17 protein-coding genes are annotated in these 21,939 nt (G+C 55.3%); 10 read left to right on the top strand and 7 right to left on the bottom strand.

Annotated elements, in window-relative coordinates:
* Positions 1 to 85 precede the first annotated feature (85 nt).
* Positions 86 to 3,109: an FkbM family methyltransferase gene (locus L3X40_RS17285; RefSeq protein WP_237366718.1), complete on the top strand. Its 3,024-nt coding sequence runs from the start codon at positions 86 to 88 to the stop codon at positions 3,107 to 3,109.
* A 1-nt stretch (position 3,110) separates the two neighbouring features.
* Positions 3,111 to 4,226 carry a glycosyltransferase gene (locus L3X40_RS17290; RefSeq protein WP_237366719.1) on the top strand — a complete coding sequence of 372 codons (1,116 nt, stop codon included), beginning with the start codon at positions 3,111 to 3,113 and terminating at the stop codon, positions 4,224 to 4,226.
* 179 nt (positions 4,227 to 4,405) lie between these two features.
* Here the strand turns inward: L3X40_RS17290 and L3X40_RS17295 are convergent, their stop codons facing one another.
* The 6 genes from L3X40_RS17295 to L3X40_RS17320 all read right to left on the bottom strand — a co-directional run bounded on the left by L3X40_RS17295 (position 4,406) and on the right by L3X40_RS17320 (position 11,958).
* Positions 4,406 to 5,302, bottom strand: a complete 897-nt coding sequence (locus tag L3X40_RS17295; RefSeq protein ID WP_272907975.1) for an SMP-30/gluconolactonase/LRE family protein — start codon at positions 5,300 to 5,302, stop codon at positions 4,406 to 4,408.
* Complete coding sequence (locus L3X40_RS17300) at positions 5,299 to 6,045, bottom strand: SDR family NAD(P)-dependent oxidoreductase (protein ID WP_237366721.1); 747 nt, start codon at positions 6,043 to 6,045, stop codon at positions 5,299 to 5,301. Before L3X40_RS17300 ends, L3X40_RS17295 begins: the two co-directional genes overlap by 4 nt.
* Before the next feature lie 372 nt (positions 6,046 to 6,417).
* On the bottom strand, positions 6,418 to 7,665 hold the full coding sequence (locus L3X40_RS17305) for a capsular polysaccharide export protein, LipB/KpsS family (RefSeq protein ID WP_237366722.1): 1,248 nt from the start codon (positions 7,663 to 7,665) through the stop codon (positions 6,418 to 6,420).
* A 410-nt stretch (positions 7,666 to 8,075) separates the two neighbouring features.
* Complete coding sequence (locus tag L3X40_RS17310; RefSeq protein WP_237366723.1) at positions 8,076 to 9,086, bottom strand: KpsF/GutQ family sugar-phosphate isomerase; 1,011 nt, start codon at positions 9,084 to 9,086, stop codon at positions 8,076 to 8,078.
* Between the two features lie 133 nt (positions 9,087 to 9,219).
* Complete coding sequence (locus L3X40_RS17315) at positions 9,220 to 10,248, bottom strand: phytanoyl-CoA dioxygenase family protein (protein WP_237366724.1); 1,029 nt, start codon at positions 10,246 to 10,248, stop codon at positions 9,220 to 9,222.
* A 69-nt stretch (positions 10,249 to 10,317) separates the two neighbouring features.
* The gene (locus L3X40_RS17320) at positions 10,318 to 11,958 is read right to left on the bottom strand and encodes a methyl-accepting chemotaxis protein (RefSeq protein ID WP_237366725.1); all 1,641 of its coding nucleotides are present in this window, start codon (positions 11,956 to 11,958) and stop codon (positions 10,318 to 10,320) included.
* Positions 11,959 to 12,197: 239 nt separating this feature from the next.
* Here L3X40_RS17320 and rfbC point away from each other — a divergent pair, with 239 nt between their 5' ends.
* Genes rfbC through rfbA form a run of 4 tightly spaced genes read left to right on the top strand, consistent with a single transcriptional unit; the run spans position 12,198 to position 15,576 of the window.
* Positions 12,198 to 12,761: a dTDP-4-dehydrorhamnose 3,5-epimerase gene (gene rfbC, locus L3X40_RS17325; RefSeq protein ID WP_237366726.1), complete on the top strand. Its 564-nt coding sequence runs from the start codon at positions 12,198 to 12,200 to the stop codon at positions 12,759 to 12,761.
* 3 nt (positions 12,762 to 12,764) lie between these two features.
* Positions 12,765 to 13,832, top strand: coding sequence for a dTDP-glucose 4,6-dehydratase (rfbB, locus tag L3X40_RS17330; protein WP_237366727.1), 1,068 nt, complete (start codon positions 12,765 to 12,767; stop codon positions 13,830 to 13,832).
* The gene (gene rfbD / locus L3X40_RS17335; protein ID WP_237366728.1) at positions 13,829 to 14,719 is read left to right on the top strand and encodes a dTDP-4-dehydrorhamnose reductase; all 891 of its coding nucleotides are present in this window, start codon (positions 13,829 to 13,831) and stop codon (positions 14,717 to 14,719) included. Before rfbB ends, rfbD begins: the two co-directional genes overlap by 4 nt.
* On the top strand, positions 14,716 to 15,576 hold the full coding sequence (rfbA, locus tag L3X40_RS17340; RefSeq protein WP_237366729.1) for a glucose-1-phosphate thymidylyltransferase RfbA: 861 nt from the start codon (positions 14,716 to 14,718) through the stop codon (positions 15,574 to 15,576). Before rfbD ends, rfbA begins: the two co-directional genes overlap by 4 nt.
* Positions 15,577 to 15,581: 5 nt before the next feature.
* Here the strand turns inward: rfbA and L3X40_RS17345 are convergent, their stop codons facing one another.
* On the bottom strand, positions 15,582 to 16,649 hold the full coding sequence (locus tag L3X40_RS17345; protein WP_237366730.1) for a mannose-1-phosphate guanylyltransferase/mannose-6-phosphate isomerase: 1,068 nt from the start codon (positions 16,647 to 16,649) through the stop codon (positions 15,582 to 15,584).
* A gap of 94 nt (positions 16,650 to 16,743) precedes the next feature.
* Between L3X40_RS17345 and wecB the strand changes: the two genes are divergently transcribed.
* From wecB to L3X40_RS17365, 4 genes are all read left to right on the top strand, one after another.
* The gene (wecB, locus tag L3X40_RS17350) at positions 16,744 to 17,880 is read left to right on the top strand and encodes a non-hydrolyzing UDP-N-acetylglucosamine 2-epimerase (RefSeq protein ID WP_237366731.1); all 1,137 of its coding nucleotides are present in this window, start codon (positions 16,744 to 16,746) and stop codon (positions 17,878 to 17,880) included.
* Entirely contained in the window at positions 17,864 to 19,162 is a 1,299-nt protein-coding gene (wecC, locus tag L3X40_RS17355) for a UDP-N-acetyl-D-mannosamine dehydrogenase (RefSeq protein ID WP_237366732.1), read from the top strand. Before wecB ends, wecC begins: the two co-directional genes overlap by 17 nt.
* A 59-nt stretch (positions 19,163 to 19,221) precedes the next feature.
* On the top strand, positions 19,222 to 20,343 hold the full coding sequence (locus L3X40_RS17360; protein ID WP_237366733.1) for a glycosyltransferase: 1,122 nt from the start codon (positions 19,222 to 19,224) through the stop codon (positions 20,341 to 20,343).
* A 73-nt stretch (positions 20,344 to 20,416) separates the two neighbouring features.
* Positions 20,417 to 21,736, top strand: a complete 1,320-nt coding sequence (locus tag L3X40_RS17365) for a hypothetical protein (RefSeq protein ID WP_237366734.1) — start codon at positions 20,417 to 20,419, stop codon at positions 21,734 to 21,736.
* The last annotated feature ends 203 nt before the right edge of the window (positions 21,737 to 21,939 follow it).

A 21,939-nucleotide genomic window follows, 5' to 3' on the forward strand; every position in this document is an offset into this window, starting at 1 on the left:
ACTGATCAGAGCTACCGCGCCATGATCAACCTTGCGGCCCTGAAGATCGCTATGCGCTAAATGTCCACACGCCTTAGGTAACTTATTGTTTGAAACAAATGGCATTTCCTTTCCCAGAGAGAAGCACGCTACGCTGGATGAAACTGAGGTTATTTCGCATCTTTTGGGCCAAACGCTTGGTTCTGAACGGATAATGTTGGATGTTGGCGCGCATCGCGGTCACAGCGCCAAGCACTTTGTCAATAATGGATGGCGAATCTATTGCTTCGAGCCGGACTTGGATAATCGAGAGAATCATCTGGTCAAACGCTTCGCCAAAGCATCCAACGTCGTCATTGATTCCCGCGCTGTCAGCGACAATCCCGCCCAGGAAATGTCGTTCTTCAAATCTGATGAAAGCAGTGGTATTTCAGCGCTCCATGCTTTTCATGATACGCATAGGGAAGTCGATATGGTCGAGGTCACGACTGTCACCGAGATCGTTAAACAGCATGGTCTGACCCATGTGGATTTCCTTAAGATCGACGTGGAGGGATTTGATTTCAATGTTCTCAAAGGTGTGCCATGGGACAAGATCAAGCCGGATGTTATCGAATGCGAATATGAGGACGCCAAGACCGTTCCCATGGGGCATACTTGGCGTGATGTCGCCGAGTTTTTGCGTGGAAAAGGTTATGCGGTTTATCTCAGCGAATGGCACCCGATCATCCGTTATGGCATTCCGCATGACTGGCGTCGCGTGGTGCCTTATCCGCAGATGAACGTTCCTGCCGAGTCTTGGGGCAATATTCTCGCTTTCCGTAATGATCCCGGTTACGCGACGGTGCAGATGGCTTTTGAGAACTTGGTCAATACACATAGCCCGGCAGCGACCGAAAACTCTGCCAAGCCAATCGCGCCCGCCACGGCCGAAGCAGGAGCGTCGGGAATCGCCTCATTGCACAACAGATACAAAGGTAAACGCTGTTTCATTATCGGCAACGGCTTGTCGCTCAACAAGCATGATCTCTCCTTACTTGAAGGAGAATATGTGTTTGGAGTAAACGGGATTTTCTACAAGACCGATGAGACCAGGTTTCGACCCAGCTTCTATGTGGTCGAGGACAACAAAGTGATGGAGGAAAACATCGAGCGAATCAAAGCATATGATGTTCCTCAAAAGTTTTTCCCGTCAATCTACAAACCACTTCACCCGCAAAGGGAAAATGTTCATTTTTTCAATATGGATCGGGGTTTTTACGATAAAGCTAGTCCGTATCACGATGTCCCGCGTTTTTCTACCGATGCCTCAAAGGTGCTCTATTGCGGTCAGTCGGTCACCTACATCAATCTGCAACTGGCCTTTTACATGGGATTCACTGAAATCTATCTAATTGGGATGGATTTTGATTATGTGATCCCCAAGGAGCATGAGCGACGGGGTGATATTATCGTTTCCACCACGGATGATCCCAACCATTTCCACAAGGATTATTTCGGCAAGGGCAAGACATGGAAAGATCCCAAACTGGATCGTGTGGCTATGAATTATCGTCAAGCCAAGCTCTCCTACGAGGCGGCAGGACGGAAAATTTACAACGCCACCATCGGTGGTAAATTGGAGGTTTTCGAGCGTGTCGATTACGAGGCGCTGCTGCGCGATTCGGCAACGGGGCTGAAGCGTCGTGAGGTGGCAACCTCGGTTGTCGCGATGCCTAGCAGGCAAAAAGCAATGTCAGCCCCTATGTCGGTTACCGGCATCCTTCCCTCTGTGTCCGAACCCAGCCGAGCGGCCCGCAAATGGGCCAAGGTCAAGCGTGATCCACGTGCGTTCTTCCGTGATGCCCATTTTGCGCCGCTACGACCGTTGCAATATCTGTTCCGGCCAGCTGATGTATACAGGAGCAATGGCGTATCGAGTTCTATCTGGCCCATGAGCGGCAAGAGTTTTGCTGCCGCTAAGGCGGCTTGGGAGACGGAACGACGTGCTAGCGAAGCGGCACTTCGGCGCGAACTGGCCAAGGTGCGGGCAGAAGCCAAGGCAAGCGAAAAAGCCCTGCGTGCCGATATGGAAAAATGGCGGGCCGAGGGCGCAACGGCTTTGCAGAGCGAGATTACCCGGCTCGCCGCAAGTGTGCGGGCACAAGATGAGGCGATCCGCAAGGAACTCGCGCTGACGAAAGATGCTAGCGCGACGATGCAAGAAGCATTCAAGAATGATCTCACGGAAGCCATGAGCGAACAGGCAGAATACCTCAGCGCTCGTTTAGAAGATTTGCACCAGAACGCTTCAAATCTTGTCAGAAACGAAATTGTTAAGTCTAGAAAATTTTCAAATTATAGTAATAGTTCGTCTATTAGACTTCATGATCGCCAATTATCAGGTGATGACGTGACACATATTCAGGGTAATTGGATGAAGCTGTTAGGCCTGTCCATTTCAAATCGGCAATTATATTATATCGCTCATCAAATTTGTATGGCTGAAGAGCGTTGCGAAGGACGCATGGCGACAACCATCCAGGCTGCGATGCTGCGCACTTTGGTTTTGTTGAGTCTGCAAACCCAAAAAATTGAGCTGTTGGAAATTGGCTCCCTCTTTGGCATCGCTTCCGGTTCACTATATCTGGCCGGTCTAAGGGCACAACGCTCAATGAAACTTACAATTATTGACCCACTTGAAGGTTACTATAAGCAGGGGATAAACGATGGTCAGACAGGTGTCCCCGTCACTAGGGAAACATTGGTTCGAAATTTCGCGGCACTTGGCGTCGGAGAACCAGACTACCGTATCATTCAACACCTAAGCACCGACGCAACCGCTGTTGAGGCCGCATCCGAGCGTTCCTATGATTATGTCCTGATAGATGGCGATCATAGCCTTGAGGGCGTAGCATCGGATTTCGAACTATATGCTCCGATGGTGAAGCCAGGTGGTGTCATTATTTTCGATGATTACGCCACAACCGATTGGCCGGCGATTCAGACATTTGTTGATGGGCATGTCCGGTCCAGCGATGATTGGCTATGGATCGGTGGCGAATGGCGTACTGGTATTCTGCGTCGCAAGCGACGCGGCTCTGTAATAACGCCTGACGCGGCGACAACTCAGACCGTTGCCGCAGAATGATATGTTCGAACAGGCGCACCTCTCAGTTCTCATCCCGGTCCGCGCCAACGATCCTTCTTTGCTGTTGGAACGGCTTCGTTTGCGGGATCATTGTGATCTAACGGGCACAGAAACGATCCTCACTGACGACGGGAGCCCGGATGAGGCGGCGCAGGAGTTGCGCGAATTTTGCGAGGCGCGTGGATGGCGTTATGCCCGGCTTGAGACGGCGCATCTGCCCTTTTCCCTTGCCCGCGCCCGCAACGCTGGCCTTGCGACGGCGCAAACCTTTTGGGTGTTCTTCGATGATGCCGACATGGCCTATGAGGCGGCCTTCTTCCGCAAGCTGCACAAGGAACTGGCCCTGCTCAAGGAGACGCCTTTCAGTTTCCTGAGCCTCCCGGGTGTCTACCTCTCTGGCGAGAGCACTGAGGACGTTTTGGCCAAGGGCGAGATTGACGAGATTCTTCCCGACTTACTTACTCGACTGGCGCTGGAAGATCCGCGCGGAGGAGGCGACAATCGCTCCATCCAGAGTTTCGCGCCAGCGTCTGCGATTCTGGCGATTGAGAGGGATACAGCCCTTTCCGTAGGTGGTTATGATGAAGAGTTTCACGGTTGGGGTGGGGAGGACCGCGATTTCATCTTTCGCCTGCTGGCCATCAATGACGCGCTTCCACGACCAACAGATTTTGCAGCGACTCGGGTCTGGAATCTCAATGACACTCATACATTCGCAGGCTGGCGCGCGCTATATCGGTTGCATGGCGACTACATGGCACGCAAGGGGCTTTATGCCTTTCATCTCTATCATGAATCCAATCCTTGGAAGACGGCCATGGCCCGAGAGCGTAATTTCGAACAGGCCGCACGCAAAGCATATGCATTTGCAGATGAAAAAAACTGCCTTGGTAAAGAATTGCCGATTGATCACGCTTTGCGGCGCTCTCTGCTCTTTTCCGTTTACGCAGACTGCGCGCTTTCGGTTCCCGCAAAACCCGCGACAAGGGGGGCTGCGAGAGCAATGGCGCGTTTCAAGAAGCTATTTCGTAATCCACATGCTTTCTTTCGGGATACGCAAATCTCCTATTTAAGGAAAATTCGGCATCTGTTTCCTGCGAAAGAAAATGAAATATGACGCGAGTCAATGCAATGGTGTCCTCTTCAATATGCGGGGACTGGTACGCTTTCTGCTGGGGAGATCTCATGCCATGGAGCCGGCGGTCCATATCTACCGCGGTGCAGTGACGACTGCTAAAGCTCCTTATCCGCAGCCTTCAGGCGGTTACTTGACTGACACGTCTGTGAAACTGTTCTTCACCCGCCAAAAATTGGTGTGGGCCAGCCTCTGGCGCCGATTACAGTGCAGGCGAATAGCGCGCCGGCCAAGGGTTGCGATGCAACCTCCACGGGGCCAAGCCCGATGCGGGCGCTTGTGATGAAAAGCGTGGAAAGGTCGGTGCCACCAAAGGCGCAGCTTGTGGGACGGGAAACGGGCAGGCTGATTTCGATAAGCCGCTCGCCCGAAGGCATAAGACACATTATTTTCCACCCATCCCAGAAAGCGATCCACAGTCGTCCTTCGCTGTCGGTGGTCATCCCGTCCGGATAGCCATCGCTTTCAGCGAAAGTAGCAAAGGGCTCGATCGGCTGTCCGCTGTGATCTCGATCCATCCGATATACCATGCGCTGAGCTGAATCCGTAAGATAGGCAAACCGTCCATCGGGTGAAAAGGCTGGGCCGTTGCAGATCCTGTGCGGTCCCGATAGGCAGTCCAGCCGTCCATTAACCGAAAGCCGGTAGAAATGGCCCCTGGCTTCGCATTCGGCGTCATCCATGGTGCCTGCCCAGAACGATCCGTCGGGGTGGCACTTCCCATCATTGAAGCGGTCGGTCTCGGTATATTCCGCCGGACGGGCAATGGTGTGCAGGAGGATAGGCTCGCCCGGCTTACCAAGAGAAAAAGTGCAGAGGCCGGAACGGAACCCGCCGACGAATCCTCCTTGGGCGCGAGCTACAAAACAGCCGACCTGCTCCGGGGAAGGCCATTGGTGTTTGGTATCACGCGATGGGTGATAGCGCAAAATCGCACAGCTTTTGATGTCCACCCAATAAAGCGCTTCATCAGCCACTGACCACCAAGCTCCCTCGCCAAGCAAGCTATTAGCTTGCCACGCGCACCGGAGTTCGCAGCAGCCGACGGGCGCCGTCATGCCGGATCGTACAGGCGGGACAATATGCCTCCATCGAGCCAAATCGTCGAGCCGGTGGCATAGAGAAAAGGCTCCTGCGAGAGGACAACGACCGCCCGTGCGATCTCGGCAGCGGTGGCGATGCGCCCTGCAGGATGAGCCGCGGCAAGCGCGGCTAAAGCGGACGGCTGACCTTCGAATCCAGCTCGGAGCATTGGCGTGTCCACGGCGGCGGGGGCCACACAGAGAACGCGCGGGGTTTCGCCCAGATCCACGGCCATGGCCCGCGTTAACCCGTGTATTGCCGCTTTGCTCGTGGCGTAGCTAATGAATTCACGCTTCGTGGCCTGCGCATGCACGCTACCGATATTGATGACGACACCGTTCGCGGTTCGCAATTCGGCAAGCAAGCCTTGCGCCAGCCGGAAGGGGGCCGTGATGTTCACGCGCAATGTCCGCTCCCAATCGGTAAGGGAAATGGCATGAAGGCTCCCGAGAATTTGTAGCGCCGCATTGTTGACAAGGGCGCAAAGCGTTGCGCCTCCTAAGGCCTTGCGAATGGCGTCACAGAAGATATCACGTGCACCATCGTCCATCGCAATTGCTTCGAGATTGGCAGGCAGAAAGACGTGCGCTGCCGAGACTTGGGCGTCTGGTTGATCCGTAGCGATGACACGCCATCCGGCTGCGCGATAGGCCTCGGTCAGCGCAGTGCCGATTCCACCGCCAGCACCCGTGACAAGGACCGCATGGGAAGTGTTCATGGATTCTCCCGCAGCGGCAGATTAAACCGTTTCAATAGAAGGACTATGGCAAACCCGCAACCAAGACGCAAGATATTCACTGTCTTAAATGCTTGCGCGAAAAAATGCAGGGTGAATACGCGTCCTGAGGCTAATTTAACATCGAAGATTCATATTCGAATACGTCGAGCACTGCCGAATGCACGCGTACTGTGAAAGGGCCTTTTTGAGAAGTGCTTTTTCTCTCCCGATAAAGCCACATCCCATGTCGTAAACCCACCTTCGCACAAACTGACGTCGGGGGCGGTTACATCATCAAAGCCCAAGGCAACTATAGAAAACGTTTGCCTTTCAACTTGCGATTTTGATGACATTTTTATTTATTGGGGGAGATCAACGGCTATAATCCAGAGTAGATATTATATTGGGTATATTGACTACGGTCGTAGCGTTTTCCTGTAGTAGATGCATGCAGGTTGACTTGCACATCCGAAGTGAACCAGTTTTTACGTAAAAATCTCCTCCTTTAAGGCACTGGTCCTTAATCCAATTTATGTGGAGCTGACTTAACGGAACGCCGGCTTTTGGGATATGAGACCAAAAGGCGTCAAAATTCGGCTTACCCCCAGCACAAACCGCCAATACTTCATTCGCATAAAGTGCGTCACCGATCACCAGCAAAGGCACGCCATGATAGATCGCTGACAGGCCCGATGTACTATTGATGGTGATCATGCCGGCGCTGTGGCGGGTGAGCAGGCCTATGGAGCCGGTGTCGATCACATCTACGCGATTGGCGATGTCCAGCGCTTCGGCGGTCTGCATGATGAAGGTACGGTCGTTGCTGCGGCCGCGTTCCATCGGGTGGATCTTGTAGACCAGCCGATATCCCGCTGGCGCTGACCGGGCGAAGGAGGCGAGCGTTTCGGCGATCAGGCGGGGCGTGTTCCATCCGCGCGCGGCTTCCCCCATCTGGCTGTCCGCCGCCACTTGCAGGGGGATAAGGAAATAGCGATGGTGGTGATGTTCCAGCAGGTGCTGGATCGTCGCAAAATTCCGCCCCTGACCGGCCACTCGGCGCCAAGCGTTGCGGATGCCATATCCGGTTTCCGCCATAAGCGACACCTTGCGATGGAACAGCCGCCGCTCCTTGCGCGTGCTGAACAGCTCCCGCACGATATAATAGATCGTTGCGTGCCGGGCCATCGCGCCAAAACTGTTATAATCCACCACCTCCTCGCGCGGTTCGGGCGGCGGCACGAAATCTTCGGGGGGCAGCTTTCCGGCGATGGGGGAATCGGCATTGTTCCCGTCCCGCTCGACCGTCACATAGCCGGGGCGGATATAGCCTTCCTCCAACGAGAGGACTTCGACATCGATGGCCTTCGCCACGCGGCGGGCAACGCGGTGGGCGGGGCGGCTCGATCCGAACAGGATCACATGGCCAAAGCCACCCTCCGCAAGGAACGCGGCTAACCACGTCTCCCATTCTTCCAGACTGCCACTGAAATCGATGCGTTTGTGCCGGGACGCATAAAATCGGTCGCCCGCATTGAAACATATGCGCCAGGTGTCATAGCCCGACTGCTCCAGATGCTCCTGAAGATGACGGAAAAATGGTCCGACGGGTCCTTGAAGCAACAAAATACGCGGCCGATGCGACGGGGGCAGGGCGCATAAATGCTTACTGCTACCCATTGACCGAAACAGGCTGGGTCGCTGTTCTTCTTTCAGGAAACTATCAATTCGGTAGTGCATCGACTTTCTAGGTCACTCCTTCACCTGGTTCGTATCTTTATGCAGTCGATCGGATAATTGCCATTGGTTTCACAGCATCTTTACCAAAAACGAATATTTTAATAACGTTTCTCCACAACGGGCCAATCCCTGAGCATGTCAGGAAGCTGATCCACGGATCGTGTGAGCTTGAGGATGGCGTCGAATGGATAAGGCGTTCGCTTGTGATCGCCCGGATAGCGCAAGGCGCCGGGACATCGACGACGTGTGTGGTTGTTCAGCCTATCGTCAACCACGTTTGATTCATGCGACGACTAAGCAATGCCCACTGCCATATCGTGAATATGGACCAGCCCTGCAGGCTTGGTGGGATTATGGGCATCCATGACAAAGGCTACCATGACCTTGCTGTCGTTGAGCAGGATGTAAGCATCCTCGACAAGCATGCCGTGGGGTATGGTGATTGGTTCTCTGGTCATGATGTCACCCGCCGTGGCAATGGTGATCCGGTCAAATTCCCGACGCAGGTCGCCGTCAGTGATGATGCCGATCAGGCCGCCCTCATCATCGACGACACCTGCAACACCTTTGCCGCTGGAGGTCATTTCCATGATTACATCGCGCATACGCGTGTTTGGGCGGACAAGTGGCAAAGGGTCCTCTGATCGGATCAACTGATCGACCGGCATGAGCCGACGCCCAATGTTGCCGCCGGGATGCAATTGCGCAAGATCCTGGAGGGACGTACCCCGAATCCGCATGACAGCAATTGCCAAGGCATCACCCAATGCCAGTGTCATGGTTGTGGACGTGGTGGGTGCAATTTTGACGGGGCAAGCTTCCTCTGCTTTGGGCAGGTGCAGGTATATACTGGATTGGCGGGCAAGCGGCGAGTCCTTGCGGGACGCTATCCCGATAATGGGAATCTCAAGTCGCGTTGCGTAAGACAGGATTGCCTCCAGTTCAGGAGTAGCCCCTGAATTGGACAATGCCAAAAGGCAGTCGCCCCGCATGAGCATACCCAGGTCGCCATGGGATGACTCCGCTGGATGAACGAAATATGAGGGCGTTCCGGTCGCCGATAAGGTGGCTGCTATTTTTCTGGCAATGTGGCCAGATTTGCCCATCCCGGTAACAACAACGCGGCAATTCGTGTTGATTATCAACCGCACAGCAGCACAAAAACTATCGTCAAGATTTTCTGCCAGATCCAGCAGCGCCGCAGCCTCTTGCCGGATAACAGATTTTCCACTGTCAACTACAAAAGACTCTGAATTCAATTCCGCGACTGTTTGGCGGAAGCTCCCATTTGCTGCTAAATCCATAAGGCCCCTTTGTCGTGTTCGTATGTTGGTCTTGTTTTTGTGCGTTCCCGACTTCATCAAGCGCATAGACTGGACGTTATAGATTGCAAGTTAATTTTGCGTTGCAGCAACCATTTTGCGGCCAAAAGGGTTATTAATCGCCTAAAGCGTTTTTGCGCCCTGCATCTTGCCAGGGCTGGCCTATCCATCGCTTTAGCCGGTCGCGAATGGCCCAAAGCAAAGGTACGCGGTGCTCTGCAAGGCCCCTGATGCTGAGCAAATCCAGACCCGTCCAAGGGACAAAGGGACTACGCCGGCTGTAGGCCCATATTTCTATGCGCTTGCCCTGTTTGGCGCTTTGCGCGCGCGCATGGAAACCATTGGTGTCGACCACAACCAGAGTGTTGGCAGGCACGGCGAAGCGTTGCGCCGGAGGAAGGCCGAGCGCCGCCAGTTCCTTGTTCTCGATACGAAACGATCCGCGCGCAGACAAGCGATCGACGCCTTCTGGCGCGCGCAGGCTCATGGCTTTTTCCCATGCAATGCGTTGCAGCGTCATCCGATGGGAGCCGGGAACATAGGTTAAAGGCCCTTCGTCATCGGCGACATCGTTGAGGAAAAACCAGGCCTTCATGGTGGGGTGAAACGTATCAGCGTGCAGCGCGGTCTGCGGGTCAGGGCGGGCTTTGGCTGTACCTGAAAGGATCGTCTGGATGTAATAGAGGGGTTCGACATCAAAGCTGCTGACATAGCGGACCAGACCTCGCCAACGGGGCGAATCGATCAATGTGCGAAGGGCTGGAACGGAGGCCAGAAAGCTATTATCTACCGCAATGCGGCGGGTAATGGTGTCGCCTTGCAGCATTTCGCGCGCGGGAGCTTCCTGTTTCAATATACGCTCTCGCAGCAACGCGAATTCGTCGGCAGGCAGGAAGTTCTCGATGGCTACAAAACCCTGCTCATCGAACTGTACGCGATCCTGCGCACTGACCATGCGTGCCAGCCGCGCCCGACGTTTCCACGCGAGCCAATGGGCAAACCGCACACGTGCAGTATGGAGTCCCATCTGGTTTAGCCGCTTGGAGCCGATCAGGCGGTTGTCCTTGAACGACTTCGCGCCTGTGCCGAGTTGCAGGACCCAGAGCGGCGACTTCAGTATCGTCTGAATGGTTTTTAGCCGCATATACGCACCCTGAGAGATTCGCTTTCGCTCATGGATGGCTCTTGCTGGACAGGATAGGGCAAGTAAAGCTTACAATGCTTTTCCTTGTCGCAGCGAGGCCAGAAATTCGTTGCTGGTCGATCGCAGCGCTTCCGATCTTGAGCGAAGGCCGGTCACGATCGTGCGGATTTCCTCTGATAGCATCTCTGCTTTTTTCGCGCTTTCGGCCACTTCTTCGGCGGTCTGACTTACCTGTTGCGATCCATCGGCGGCGCGTCCTGCGGCGTCGTTGATGACGTTGGTTGCACTTGTTTGATTGCTGGCCGATTCGGCGATGGCTGATGCGCGTGAGGAAACTTCCCGGATATTTTCCGCGATCAGTTCCATCGACACGTCCGCCTGCACCATGCGGTCGCGGATGCCGTTTAGTATTTCGCCGATCTTGCCAACCGCGCCTTGGGTTTGGCCGGCAAGCATTTTGACTTCACTGGCAACGACAGCGAATCCGCGTCCATATTCGCCCGCGCGAGCGGCCTCGATAGTCGCGTTCAGCGCAAGCTGATTGGTCTGCGCCGCCAGTTCCTGAATCAGATGGACGATTTCGTCGACGCTGTCGGCCTTTTCACTCAGCGCAGCCAGGCTCGCCTGGCCGCAGTCGCTTGCCCGTGTCGCTGCATCGCCCATGCGCGCCTGTTCTTCCACCTGGGCGGAAATATGGACAGCCGACCCGGTCAGCGCTTCGGTCGATTCTGCCACGGACTGGACCGACCGGGTTGTGCTGCTGGCGATTTTGAGCACATGCTGCGCCTTGGCAAGCGCACTTGTATTGATTGCACCGATGTCGTCGGTAGCCGCCGATAGCGCATTCATGGCTTCGTCGAGCTGTTCGGCGAGAGTCGCGACGGAATCCTCATAGCGTTCGGCCAGTGCGAGCATGGCCTGTTCCTGCACATGGGCGGCCAGGCGCCGTTCGGATTCGCGTGTTTCAAGCTGCATTCTTTCGGCTTCCGCCTTGCGTTCCATTTCGCGCTTTTCGTCCTGCGCGTGCCGGCGTTCCATGGCGCGCAGTTCAGCATCGCTACGTTGCCGCGCCACGAACTCCTTGGCGTTTTGTAGAAAGGCCCGGCTGAGCATGAAAATGAACAGGATGCTCGTCGCATTGAGCAACAAGGAAATTTCGTGCGACTGGATGGCGACATGGAACTGAAACGACAGGCCCAGCGTCACGATATAGATGAGCGCTGCCGCTGGTATAAGTGTGAATGTGAGGCCGCCCACGCAGATGATGCCGACATGAATGCACAACAACATGGATTGTGTTGCCATATCGGCATCATATCCTGACGAAATGAGCAGCCCGCTCCAGCCCAGCGAGATGAGAAACGTATAAAGCATGGCCGCGCGAAATTGTGACCGGACGCTGCCATATTTATAGCGCGATAGCTGAGTAGCCGGCATCAGAAACTGTGCGGCGACCGCAACAATGATCTGCCATGCCGCGAAGAAGAAGATCAGGCCTGCTGCTGGCGCATGCCGGCTTGTCAGGGCAAGGAGCAGCGATACGATAACCACGGTCGGGCCGGTACGCACGATACCCTTGCCGACTTCGCTTATTCGTTGCGCGCCGATTTCCGCCGACAGCGGATCATCATCAATGGTGTTTGCAACCAGATCATCCCACAGACGTCTCCATCTGCTTATCGGATGAATCCGGTTCTGGTCCTGATTCATAGAGCGATATATCCCCACCCACATGGGTCGCCTTTCTGTGCGTCGGGATAGCAGAGATATGGTTTAGAAAGTCTTACCGCAATGTGTAGTTTTGTAACCGTAATGATGCTGGAGGGTCAGCAATTCTGTCATTCTGGACGATTTGGAGTGCCTGCGTGGGTGCCGTCCGGATAGACTTGCGCCTTCTTTTGCGGCACAGCCCGGAAACAGGGTTACCCGCGTCATATATTGAGGTCATCATGGAATTGCGGCCACTTGCGCTTTCTGAAGTCGTGGAGATACATCCCTCCAGACATTCCGATGAGCGCGGGTATTTTTCGGAAATCTTTCGGCAGGACTGGTTTCGTACCCATGTCGCAAATGTTGATTTTGTTCAGGAAAACCAGTCACTGAGTGCAAATGCGGGCACGATCCGGGGCCTGCATTTCCAGACACCTCCTTTTGCTCAAGGGAAGCTGGTCCGGTGCCTTGCCGGCGCGATTTTCGATGTGGCGGTTGATCTGCGCGCAGGTTCGCCACGCTATGGCCAGTGGGTGGCGACCGAATTGACAGCCGAAGAGGGCAATCAGCTGTGGGTGCCCGAAGGCTTTGCCCATGGCTTTTGCACGTTGGAGCCGGATACGGTCGTTTGCTACAAGGTGACGGCCTATTATAGTCCCGAGCATGACAAGGGCACTGCCTGGGATGACAAGGATATTGGTGTGGAATGGCCGAATATCGCCGATCCGACGTCGCTTTCGGCAAAGGATCAGGTGCAACCGCGCCTTGCCGACCTGCCAGCCTGCTTTCCGTTTGAAGGATAGATCATGCGCGTAATCGTTACCGGCGGCGCGGGCTTTATCGGATCGGCTCTTGTCCGTTATCTTGTCCTGGAAAAGGGCTGTGATGTCCTTAACATCGACAAGCTGACCTATGCCGGCAATCTGACGTCATTGAAGCTGGTGGATGGCCGCAATGGTTATCAGTTCCTTCGGGCCGATATTTGTGATCGTGCGGCCATGGAGCAGGCGATCACTGATTTTCGTCCCCATCGGATCATGCATCTGGCAGCCGAAAGCCATGTGGATCGGTCGATTACGGGGGCGGCAGATTTTGTTCAGACCAATGTCATTGGCACATTCACCTTGCTTGAGGCCGCGCGTGGTTACTGGGACGGGCTTTCGGGCGCTGCGAAGGACAGTTTCCGCTTCCTGCACGTCTCGACGGATGAGGTATATGGCTCGCTTGGTGCAGACGGCCTGTTCGAAGAAACCACGCCCTATGATCCCAGCTCGCCCTATTCGGCCTCAAAAGCCTCGTCGGATCATCTGGCCAAGGCGTGGCAGCGCACTTATGGGCTGCCGGTTGTCGTATCCAACTGTTCGAACAACTATGGACCTTATCATTTCCCGGAAAAGCTGATCCCGCTGACGATATTGAACGCATTGTCGGGCCGCAAACTACCGGTCTATGGCAGGGGGGAGAATATACGCGACTGGCTCTATGTAGAAGACCATGCCCGTGCGCTTGACCTCGTCGCAGAGAAGGGCAGGGCAGGGGAAACCTATAATGTCGGCGGGCGTAATGAGCGGCGCAATATCGATGTCATCCGGCGGATTTGCGAAGTGCTGGACCGTCTGGTTCCAACAGAACGTCCGCACGAGGAACTGATCGAATTTGTCACCGACCGCCCCGGACATGACGCCCGCTATGCCATTGATGCGACAAGGCTGGAGACCGAACTGGGTTGGAAGGCGCAGGAAAATTTTGAGAGTGGCATTGAAAAGACGGTGCGTTGGTATCTGGATAATGACTGGTGGTGGCGTCCCTTGCGTGAACGCTATGACGGCGAACGGCTTGGTGTCTTGTCGCGTCCGGTCAAGGCTGCCAAATGAGAATCGCCGTTACCGGATCGCAGGGCCAGGTCGTCCAGTCCCTCATCGCGCGTGCATGTAATACCGACGATGAAATTATCGCCATCGGCCGACCGATTCTCGACCTTGCAGTGCCGGCAACGATTTTTCCTGCATTGGAAGCTGCCGCGCCCGATCTCATCGTTTCAGCCGCGGCCTATACTGCGGTCGACCGGGCCGAGGAGGAGGTGGAGGCCGCCTATGCCATCAATGCCGCAGGGGCGGGCGCGGTGGCTCAGGCGGCAAGCGCTATGGGCGTGCCAATCATTCACTTGTCGACCGACTATGTGTTCAATGGCCGCAAGGATGGACCTTATCTGGAAAGCGACCCGACTGATCCCCTTGGTATCTATGGCGGGTCCAAGCTGGCGGGGGAAGGGTTGGTGCAGGCGGCATGCGCCAACAGCGTCATCCTGCGCACGGCATGGGTTTATAGCCCTTTTGGTCATAATTTCGTGAAAACGATGCTTCGCCTTGCCGCCGGTCGCGATGCATTGGCGGTTGTCGCCGATCAAACGGGTAGCCCGACCAGCGCGCTCGATATGGCCGATGGCATTCTGGCGATGGCGCGCAATCTTGTCGCCGATGACTCGCCCCACCTGCGTGGAATATTCCACATGGCGGGGTCTGGCGCGACGAGTTGGGCAGAGTTTGCAAGTGCCATTTTTGCCGTTTCGGAGCCGTTGGGCGGTCCGTCGGCCAGAGTAAAATCAATCACGACCGCTGAATATCCAACGCCAGCGCCCCGCCCGGCCAATTCGCGGCTCGATTGTGGCAAGCTGGAACGCGTGTATGGGATCAGACTGCCCGCATGGGAGACGTCCATGGCAGACGTCGTCGAATGCATATTGGGAGAAGCGCAAATATGAAGGGCATCATTCTGGCAGGCGGCAGCGGAACGCGGCTTTTCCCGATCACCATGGCGGTCTCCAAGCAGCTCATGCCGGTTTATGACAAGCCGATGATCTATTATCCGCTTGCCACCCTCATGCTCGCCGGAATTCGCGAGGTGCTGATCATCACAACGCCGCATGATGCGGGCAATTTCCGCAATCTTCTGGGCGATGGATCGCAATGGGGCGTGACGCTGAGCTATGCCGTGCAGTCCGAACCGGCGGGTTTGGCGCAGGCCTATACCATCGGGGCCGATTTTGTTGCGGGCGGGCCATCCTGTCTTGTTCTAGGCGATAACATCTTCTTCGGTCATGGCTTGCCCGAGATATTGCAGGCGGCGCGTGCGCGATCCAGCGGCGCTACGGTTTTTGCCTATCATGTTGCTGATCCCGAACGGTATGGCGTCGTTGAATTCGATGCGAACATGCGGGCGCTCAGCATTGAGGAAAAGCCTGTCACGCCAAAATCCAACTGGGCAGTCACAGGCCTTTATTTTTACGATGCCGAGGTTGTGAACATTGCCGCCGACCTCAAACCCTCAGCGCGCGGCGAGCTTGAGATCACGGACGTGAACAGAGCCTATCTTGAACGCGGCGCATTAAATGTCGAACTGATGGGCCGGGGCTATGCCTGGCTTGATACCGGAACGCCGGACAGCCTGCTGGAAGCGGCCCAGTTTGTCGGCACGATCGAACGCCGCCAAGGCATGAAGATCTGTTGTCCCGAAGAGATTGCCTGGCGGCAGGGCTTTATCGATGATGCCCGGCTAGACCGGGCCATAGAAACATTGGGGAAAAGCCAATATGGAGCCTATCTGAAAAGCTTGCGATAACAAGATCAGCGCTTTTTGAGAAGGTCCGTCACCTTGCGGACATCTTGCGACTGTCCGCGCGGCAATATCAAAATGTCGTTACCCGATGCCACCACGATCAAATCTTCAACGCCGACCAGCGAAATACGCGGGCCATCGCTGTGGATCAGGCAATTATGCGTATCGATGGCCATGATGTCGCCCTGACAGGCGTTCCCATGCTCATCGCGTTCCTTCGCGGCGTGCAGCGAATCCCAGCTTCCAACGTCCGACCATCCCATGCTGACGGGGACGACAGCCACCTGTTCGGCCTTTTCCATGACGGCATAGTCGATCGAATCCGCAGGGCATGCGGCAAATTGCGTGGCGTCCGGGATGATGCGTCGCCCTTCATTTTGCGCCGCATCCATGGCAGCCTTCGCTGCGCCGAGCATTTTGGGCTGGTATTGATCAAGCGCGTCCAGATAGCTGCCAGCTTGAAACAGGAAGATGCCGGCGTTCCAGACATAGCCCCCCTCTGCCAGCATGGATTGTGCGCTTGCCGCACCGGGCTTTTCGACAAAGCGTTCGACCCGATGCAGGCGATCACCAAGTATCTCGCCCATCTTGATATAGCCATACCCCGTTTCCGGTGCATTGGGTGTGATGCCGAATGTAACCAGCCACCCCGCGTGGACCAGCGGTAATGCACTCTGGATTGCGGCATGAAAGGCCGCGAGGTTCATAATCACATGATCGCTTGGCATGACCAACAGGGGCGTTGCAGGATCAACCGCCAGCGCGGCCAGTGCAATGGCGGGTGCGGTATTGCGACCCACAGGTTCCAGGATCAGCCGTGCCTGCCGTTCCCCGGCATCCTCCAACTGGACCTCGATCATGTCAGCGTGACGTGCATTGGCAACCACCAGTGGCGATGCAAAACCCGTGCGTCCCATGGTTCGCTTCACCGTGAGCTGGATCATGCTTTCGTCAGCAGTGAGCGCCAGCAGTTGCTTGGGCTTGTCCGGCAATGACAACGGCCACAGGCGCGTGCCCGAACCGCCTGACAAAATGACAGGGGCGATCAGAGGTGTGTCTGGTTCGGCAGAGGTCAATGGAAGTTTCTCCTCCTGCGCATGATGCGGTCTTCACCCTAAATAAACCATGAGGGTCTAGGGCGATATCAGCCTTATGGCTTTGAAGCGGGGAATGAATTTGGGCAAGCAGAAAGTCATCATTGTGTTCGGAACCCGCCCCGAAGCAATCAAACTTTTCCCCGTGATCCATGCCTTGCAAGCGCAGGCGGACGTTGAAACACGCGTCTGTGTAACCGCGCAGCACCGCGATTTGCTCGATCAGGTGTTGGAGATTGCCAATATTGTGCCCGACATCGATCTGGACGTCATGCAGGCGGAACAAACGCTGGACGGCCTTACCGCTCGACTGATCGTTGCACTGGGTGAGGTTTATGATCGCGAGAAGCCCGACCGCGTCGTTGTTCACGGCGACACATTGACCACGATGGTGGCGAGTCTTGCCGCTTATTATCGTAAAATTCCGCTTGCGCATGTCGAGGCGGGTTTGCGCAGCGGCGACATCCATCACCCCTGGCCAGAGGAGGTGAACCGCATGGTCGTTTCCTGCATTGCCGACCTGAACTTCGCGCCGACGCAGGCCGCCGCCGATGCATTGTTGCGGGAGAACCGCAATGCCGACACGATCCATATTACCGGCAACACCGTCATTGACGCGCTGTTGGCAACCAAGGCACGCATAGAGGCGGAGCCTTGGCTTGCCGCCGGTCTCGACAGCTTGGCGGATCGCTTTGCAGGTAAGAAAATCATCGCGGTCACCAGCCATCGCCGGGAAAATTTCGGTGGCGGCATGGAAAATATTGCTGCGGCCATTAGCGCGATTGCCGATCGCCCTGATGTCGCGGTGATTTTCCCTGTGCATCCCAATCCCAACGTCCGACGCGTGATGGACGTCGTGCTGGCCGACCATGACAATGTGGCGATGATCGACCCCCTCGATTATCCTCATTTCGTGCGCCTGCTCGATATGTGTTGCATCGTGTTGACCGACAGTGGCGGCGTTCAGGAAGAGGCGCCCTCGCTCGGCAAGCCCGTCCTCGTCATGCGCGAAACCACTGAACGGCCCGAGGGCGTTGCGGCGGGCACGGCGAAGCTGGTCGGTACGGACAAAGACCGGATCGTTACCGAAATCTTCAATCTTTTGGACGATAGCGAGGCCTATGCCGCGATGTCGCGCGCCCATAATCCCTTTGGCGACGGCAAGAGCGGGGAACGCATAGCCAGGATTATCGCCAATGCCGCTCGACACTGAAAAGAAGGTTTCCGTTATCGGCCTGGGCTATATCGGCCTGCCGACGGCGGCGCTGATTGCGCGGTCGGGCTTTAAAGTGCTGGGCGTCGATGTCAGCAGCCACGTCGTCGATACCGTCAATAGCGGCAAGGTGCATATTGAGGAGGTTGACCTCGACGGCCTGGTGCAAGGCGTAGTGTCGCGCGGAAATCTGCGCGCGTCGACACAGGTTGAGGAAAGCGATGTCTTCCTGATCGCGGTGCCAACGCCCGTGTCGGAGGACCGCGCGCCGGACATCAGCTATATTCTGGATGCCGCGAGGATGCTGTCACCTGTGCTGAAGGCCGACGATGTCATCATTCTGGAATCCACCTCGCCTGTTGGTACGACGGAGAAGGTCCGCGATTTGCTCGCGCAGTTACGGCCGGATCTTAAAATGCCGGGGAAAGGCGCGGCTGCCGCCGATGTGGCCATCGCCTATTGCCCGGAGCGGGTTTTGCCGGGGCGCATCCTCGTCGAGCTTATCAACAACGACCGCTGCATCGGCGGAATCACGCCGCGCTGCGCACGCAAGGCGTTGACCTTTTATCGCCAGTTCGTGCGTGGGGAGTGCATCACCACCAACGCCCGTGCGGCCGAAATGACCAAGCTCGTCGAAAACAGCTATCGCGACGTCAACATCGCTTTTGCCAATGAATTGTCGGTCATAGCCGATGGCCTGGACCTGGACGTGTGGGAGGTCATCCGCCTCGCCAACCGCCATCCGCGCGTCAACATATTGCAACCCGGCCCCGGCGTCGGCGGCCATTGCATTGCGGTCGACCCTTGGTTCATCGTCCATAGCGACCCGGAAAACGCGCGCCTGATCCGCACGGCGCGAGAGGTCAATGACGCCAAGATCGACCATGTGTTCGAACGCGCATCGCGGATGATCGACGCCATACCCGGCGCACCAATCGCGTGCCTGGGCCTCGCGTTCAAGGCCAACATCGACGATTTCCGCGAAAGCCCCGCACTGAAAGTCGCGAGCCAGTTGGCGCGCCGTTATGGCAATCGGGTGAAACTGGTTGAACCTTATGCGGAGGCCCTGCCTATGGAATTTGCCGGGACGGGTGCGGAGCTGATCGACATTGATTCAGCCATTGAAAGCTGCCCGCTATTCGTGGTGCTGGTCGATCACGACGTATTCAAATCGGTCCCGCTGGATGAACGCGCGGACAAGCATGTGTATGATACGCGGGGGATTTGGCGGGATCAGCCTGCGCAGGTGCAGAATACTGCGGCGTTTCGGGTCGCGGTCTGATAATAGTGCTGTCCGATGCGCCGGGGGGTGTCATTGGGCTTCAATAAGATGGATCGGCAATGCAGATCGCGCTGGCATCAATCACGATAATTTCCGCCCTGCTATTCCTGTACCCTTATGTCATTTACCCCATGGTCGTTCGTATGATGCCTCGCGTTCCGGTGCAATTCTCTGAGGCGGATATTCGCTTTTCGCTGCTGTTCTGTGCCTATAATGAGCACGCGAATATTAAGGAAAAGATCGCCAATCTCGAGGCTCTCAAGCAGCTTTATCCCAGTCTTGAAATCCTCGCCTATGACGATGATTCGTCTGACGACACCGGCGCCGTGCTGGAGTCCCGTTCCGACATCTTAACGGTGATCAGGGGCAAAGGCCGCAATGGCAAGGCGCATGGGATGAAACTGCTGGCCGCACGAGCGAAGGGAGACGTGCTGGTATTCACCGATGCCAATGTCATCCTGCAGACGGATGCGCTGGAATCGTTGCGGAAATATTATGGTGATCCGGCGGTCGGCGGCGTACTTGGGTCCTTGCGCTATACGGGCGAGGGAGAAAGCGCCACGGCAGCGGTAGGGTCTCTTTACTGGCGCCTGGAGGAAAGGTTGAAGGATCTTGAATCGCGTTGCGGCAATGTCATGGGCGCCGATGGGTCAATTTTCTCCGTCCGGCGAACGCTCTACCCAGAGTTTCCCGACACGGTGCTTGACGATATGGCAGTATCCATGGCTGTCGTTTTTGCAGGGAAGCGCCTTATCAAGGCTCGAGACGTCATCGCCTACGAGCATTTGGTGTCCGCTCGTGCGGATGAATTCCGACGAAAGACCAGGATAGCCGCGCGCGCATGGCATACACACAGCTATTTGCGGACACAGTTACGCAGCATGAGTGCGCTTGATCGTTTCAAATATGTCTCGCGCAAATATTTACGATGGTTTGGGGGGCTGTTTCTGGTGATTGGAGTAGTCGGAGCGGGTCTATTTATATGCACTCTGAGCATTTGGATGCTCGGGGGATATGTATTCACATTGATTATATTGGGGATGGTTGGACTTCTGGTTCGCACTGGGCCATTTGCAGCAATAACAGATGCGCTTCTAGCCTATGTGGCTACCCTGATTGGATTGTTCCGGGCGATGGGTGGAAGGACCATGAGCACATGGAATCCGGCACAGTCGCGTTGACCCTTCTCGTAAAACAGAGCGCAATCTGTTTTGGCTTAGAAAATTTAGCCCAGCCAGCGTTTCAGAGCGCTAGGTGACCGTTCTGCAACGGATACGTGAACTGGAGCAATCTATTGGCGTGCTCGGAGCGGTTAAGCTTGGGAACGCTTGTTTAATTTTGATTTGGGGGTTTGGGCTGACCTTTGTGTTCGCTCGTGCACTCGACAATATCGAGTTTCAGAATTTCGTTTTGCTGATCGCGCTAAGCAATTTTACTATAAGTGCCGAATTTGGTTTTACCAACATCATATATAATCGATTGAGAAGATGGCGTTTGCACGCTGGAGGACAATTTTCTTTCACGGAAATAAGTGCAGTATTGGCCGCAATTATCACGTTAATTGTGCTTGCCGTTTGCGCGCTTGCTCTGTGTTTTGTTGTCGGTATCATCGTAACTCAACTGCCGTTGCTCTTTCTTTCATTTTTCATTGTTTCCTGTCTTAATATTGCAGTGCTGCTGTGTAAGCGGGTGCTTGCTGCGCTGGATCGCAATTTGTTGTTCGAATTTACTGATATCTGTAGGCGTGTGGTCAGCCTCGTGGTGTTGTTTGCTGTACTGCTAGGTTTGGATCTTGGCTTCTCGGTGTTGATATTGCTTGTGGTAACGTTGGCAAGCCTCGGCATCTGGTGTGTGATAATTCATCGAGTGTTGAAGCTGCGGATGGCCCATTGGACCAGCATCGCGAAGGGCATAGGGATCATCAGGACGCGATATCTGCGCGATATCCGCGCTTCGATTCTGTTTACGCTCGCAGACGTTGGCGCTAACAATATGCCCTTTTTGGTGATTGCTTTTCTAACCGACGATTTGCGACCGCTTTTGCTTTATGATTTTGCCTATAAGTTGATGCGGGTGATGGGAATTGTCATGAGAGCGATCATCGAATCCTATCTGCCCAGGATTACGGCCGCATTGCATTCCGGTAGCATTCTATTGGTACGACGCGCATTCCTGCACTGTCTTGCTGGCGGAGTAATTCCCGGACTTGGTGTAAGCTTGCTGTTACTCTGCTGGGGCCATCAACTGGCGCAATTTCTCTATCATGGAAAAATGGACGTAACAGTTCTCGATCTGACGTTGTTGAGTCTGGTTATGCTGGCACTCCCGGTCAATGCTTTGTCTATTTATGTAAATTGCGCGATCGGCCGGTTCGGGACCTTGCTTAAGGCCTCCATGCCTTACCTAATAGGCGCAACATTCAGTGCCCCAATAGCGATGGTTGCGACATGGGGTCATGACGCATGGGCGGAAACATTTCTTTCTATCTTCACAATTGTCTATCTATTAGCGATGCTCCTTCATTTATGGCTGCTCAAGTCATTAGTGACCGGGGAATGGGAGCAAACAATATGAGAGTTCTCTATGTAACTAAATATTTCCCATTCGGATCGGCTGAAGCTTTTATTTTTGAGGAAGTTGAGAATCATATAGCGCATGGATGGGATATCCTGATTGCGCCAGTGCAAATCAAACCGCTAGCCTCTCTTATTCACCGGGCGACTGCGTGATGGCGTAATCCGGGACGGGGGCGGCAGGCGGAGGCGGCAAGCGCAAGT

Source organism: Rhizorhapis sp. SPR117 (assembly GCF_021742065.1).

What these genes read in the sequence shown, in the direction of transcription:
- rfbA (WP_237366729.1), top strand. Translation starts at nt 14,716, where the DNA reads ATGAAGGGCATCATTCTGGCAGGCGGCAGCGGAACGCGGCTTTTCCCG.
- rfbC (WP_237366726.1), top strand. Translation starts at nt 12,198, where the DNA reads ATGGAATTGCGGCCACTTGCGCTTTCTGAAGTCGTGGAGATACATCCC.
- L3X40_RS17320 (WP_237366725.1), bottom strand. Translation starts at nt 11,958, where the DNA reads ATGAATCAGGACCAGAACCGGATTCATCCGATAAGCAGATGGAGACGT.
- L3X40_RS17315 (WP_237366724.1), bottom strand. Translation starts at nt 10,248, where the DNA reads ATGCGGCTAAAAACCATTCAGACGATACTGAAGTCGCCGCTCTGGGTC.
- rfbD (WP_237366728.1), top strand. Translation starts at nt 13,829, where the DNA reads ATGAGAATCGCCGTTACCGGATCGCAGGGCCAGGTCGTCCAGTCCCTC.
- L3X40_RS17290 (WP_237366719.1), top strand. Translation starts at nt 3,111, where the DNA reads ATGTTCGAACAGGCGCACCTCTCAGTTCTCATCCCGGTCCGCGCCAAC.
- L3X40_RS17310 (WP_237366723.1), bottom strand. Translation starts at nt 9,086, where the DNA reads ATGGATTTAGCAGCAAATGGGAGCTTCCGCCAAACAGTCGCGGAATTG.
- L3X40_RS17360 (WP_237366733.1), top strand. Translation starts at nt 19,222, where the DNA reads ATGCAGATCGCGCTGGCATCAATCACGATAATTTCCGCCCTGCTATTC.
- L3X40_RS17300 (WP_237366721.1), bottom strand. Translation starts at nt 6,045, where the DNA reads ATGAACACTTCCCATGCGGTCCTTGTCACGGGTGCTGGCGGTGGAATC.
- wecB (WP_237366731.1), top strand. Translation starts at nt 16,744, where the DNA reads ATGAATTTGGGCAAGCAGAAAGTCATCATTGTGTTCGGAACCCGCCCC.
- L3X40_RS17295 (WP_272907975.1), bottom strand. Translation starts at nt 5,302, where the DNA reads ATGACGGCGCCCGTCGGCTGCTGCGAACTCCGGTGCGCGTGGCAAGCT.
- rfbB (WP_237366727.1), top strand. Translation starts at nt 12,765, where the DNA reads ATGCGCGTAATCGTTACCGGCGGCGCGGGCTTTATCGGATCGGCTCTT.
- wecC (WP_237366732.1), top strand. Translation starts at nt 17,864, where the DNA reads ATGCCGCTCGACACTGAAAAGAAGGTTTCCGTTATCGGCCTGGGCTAT.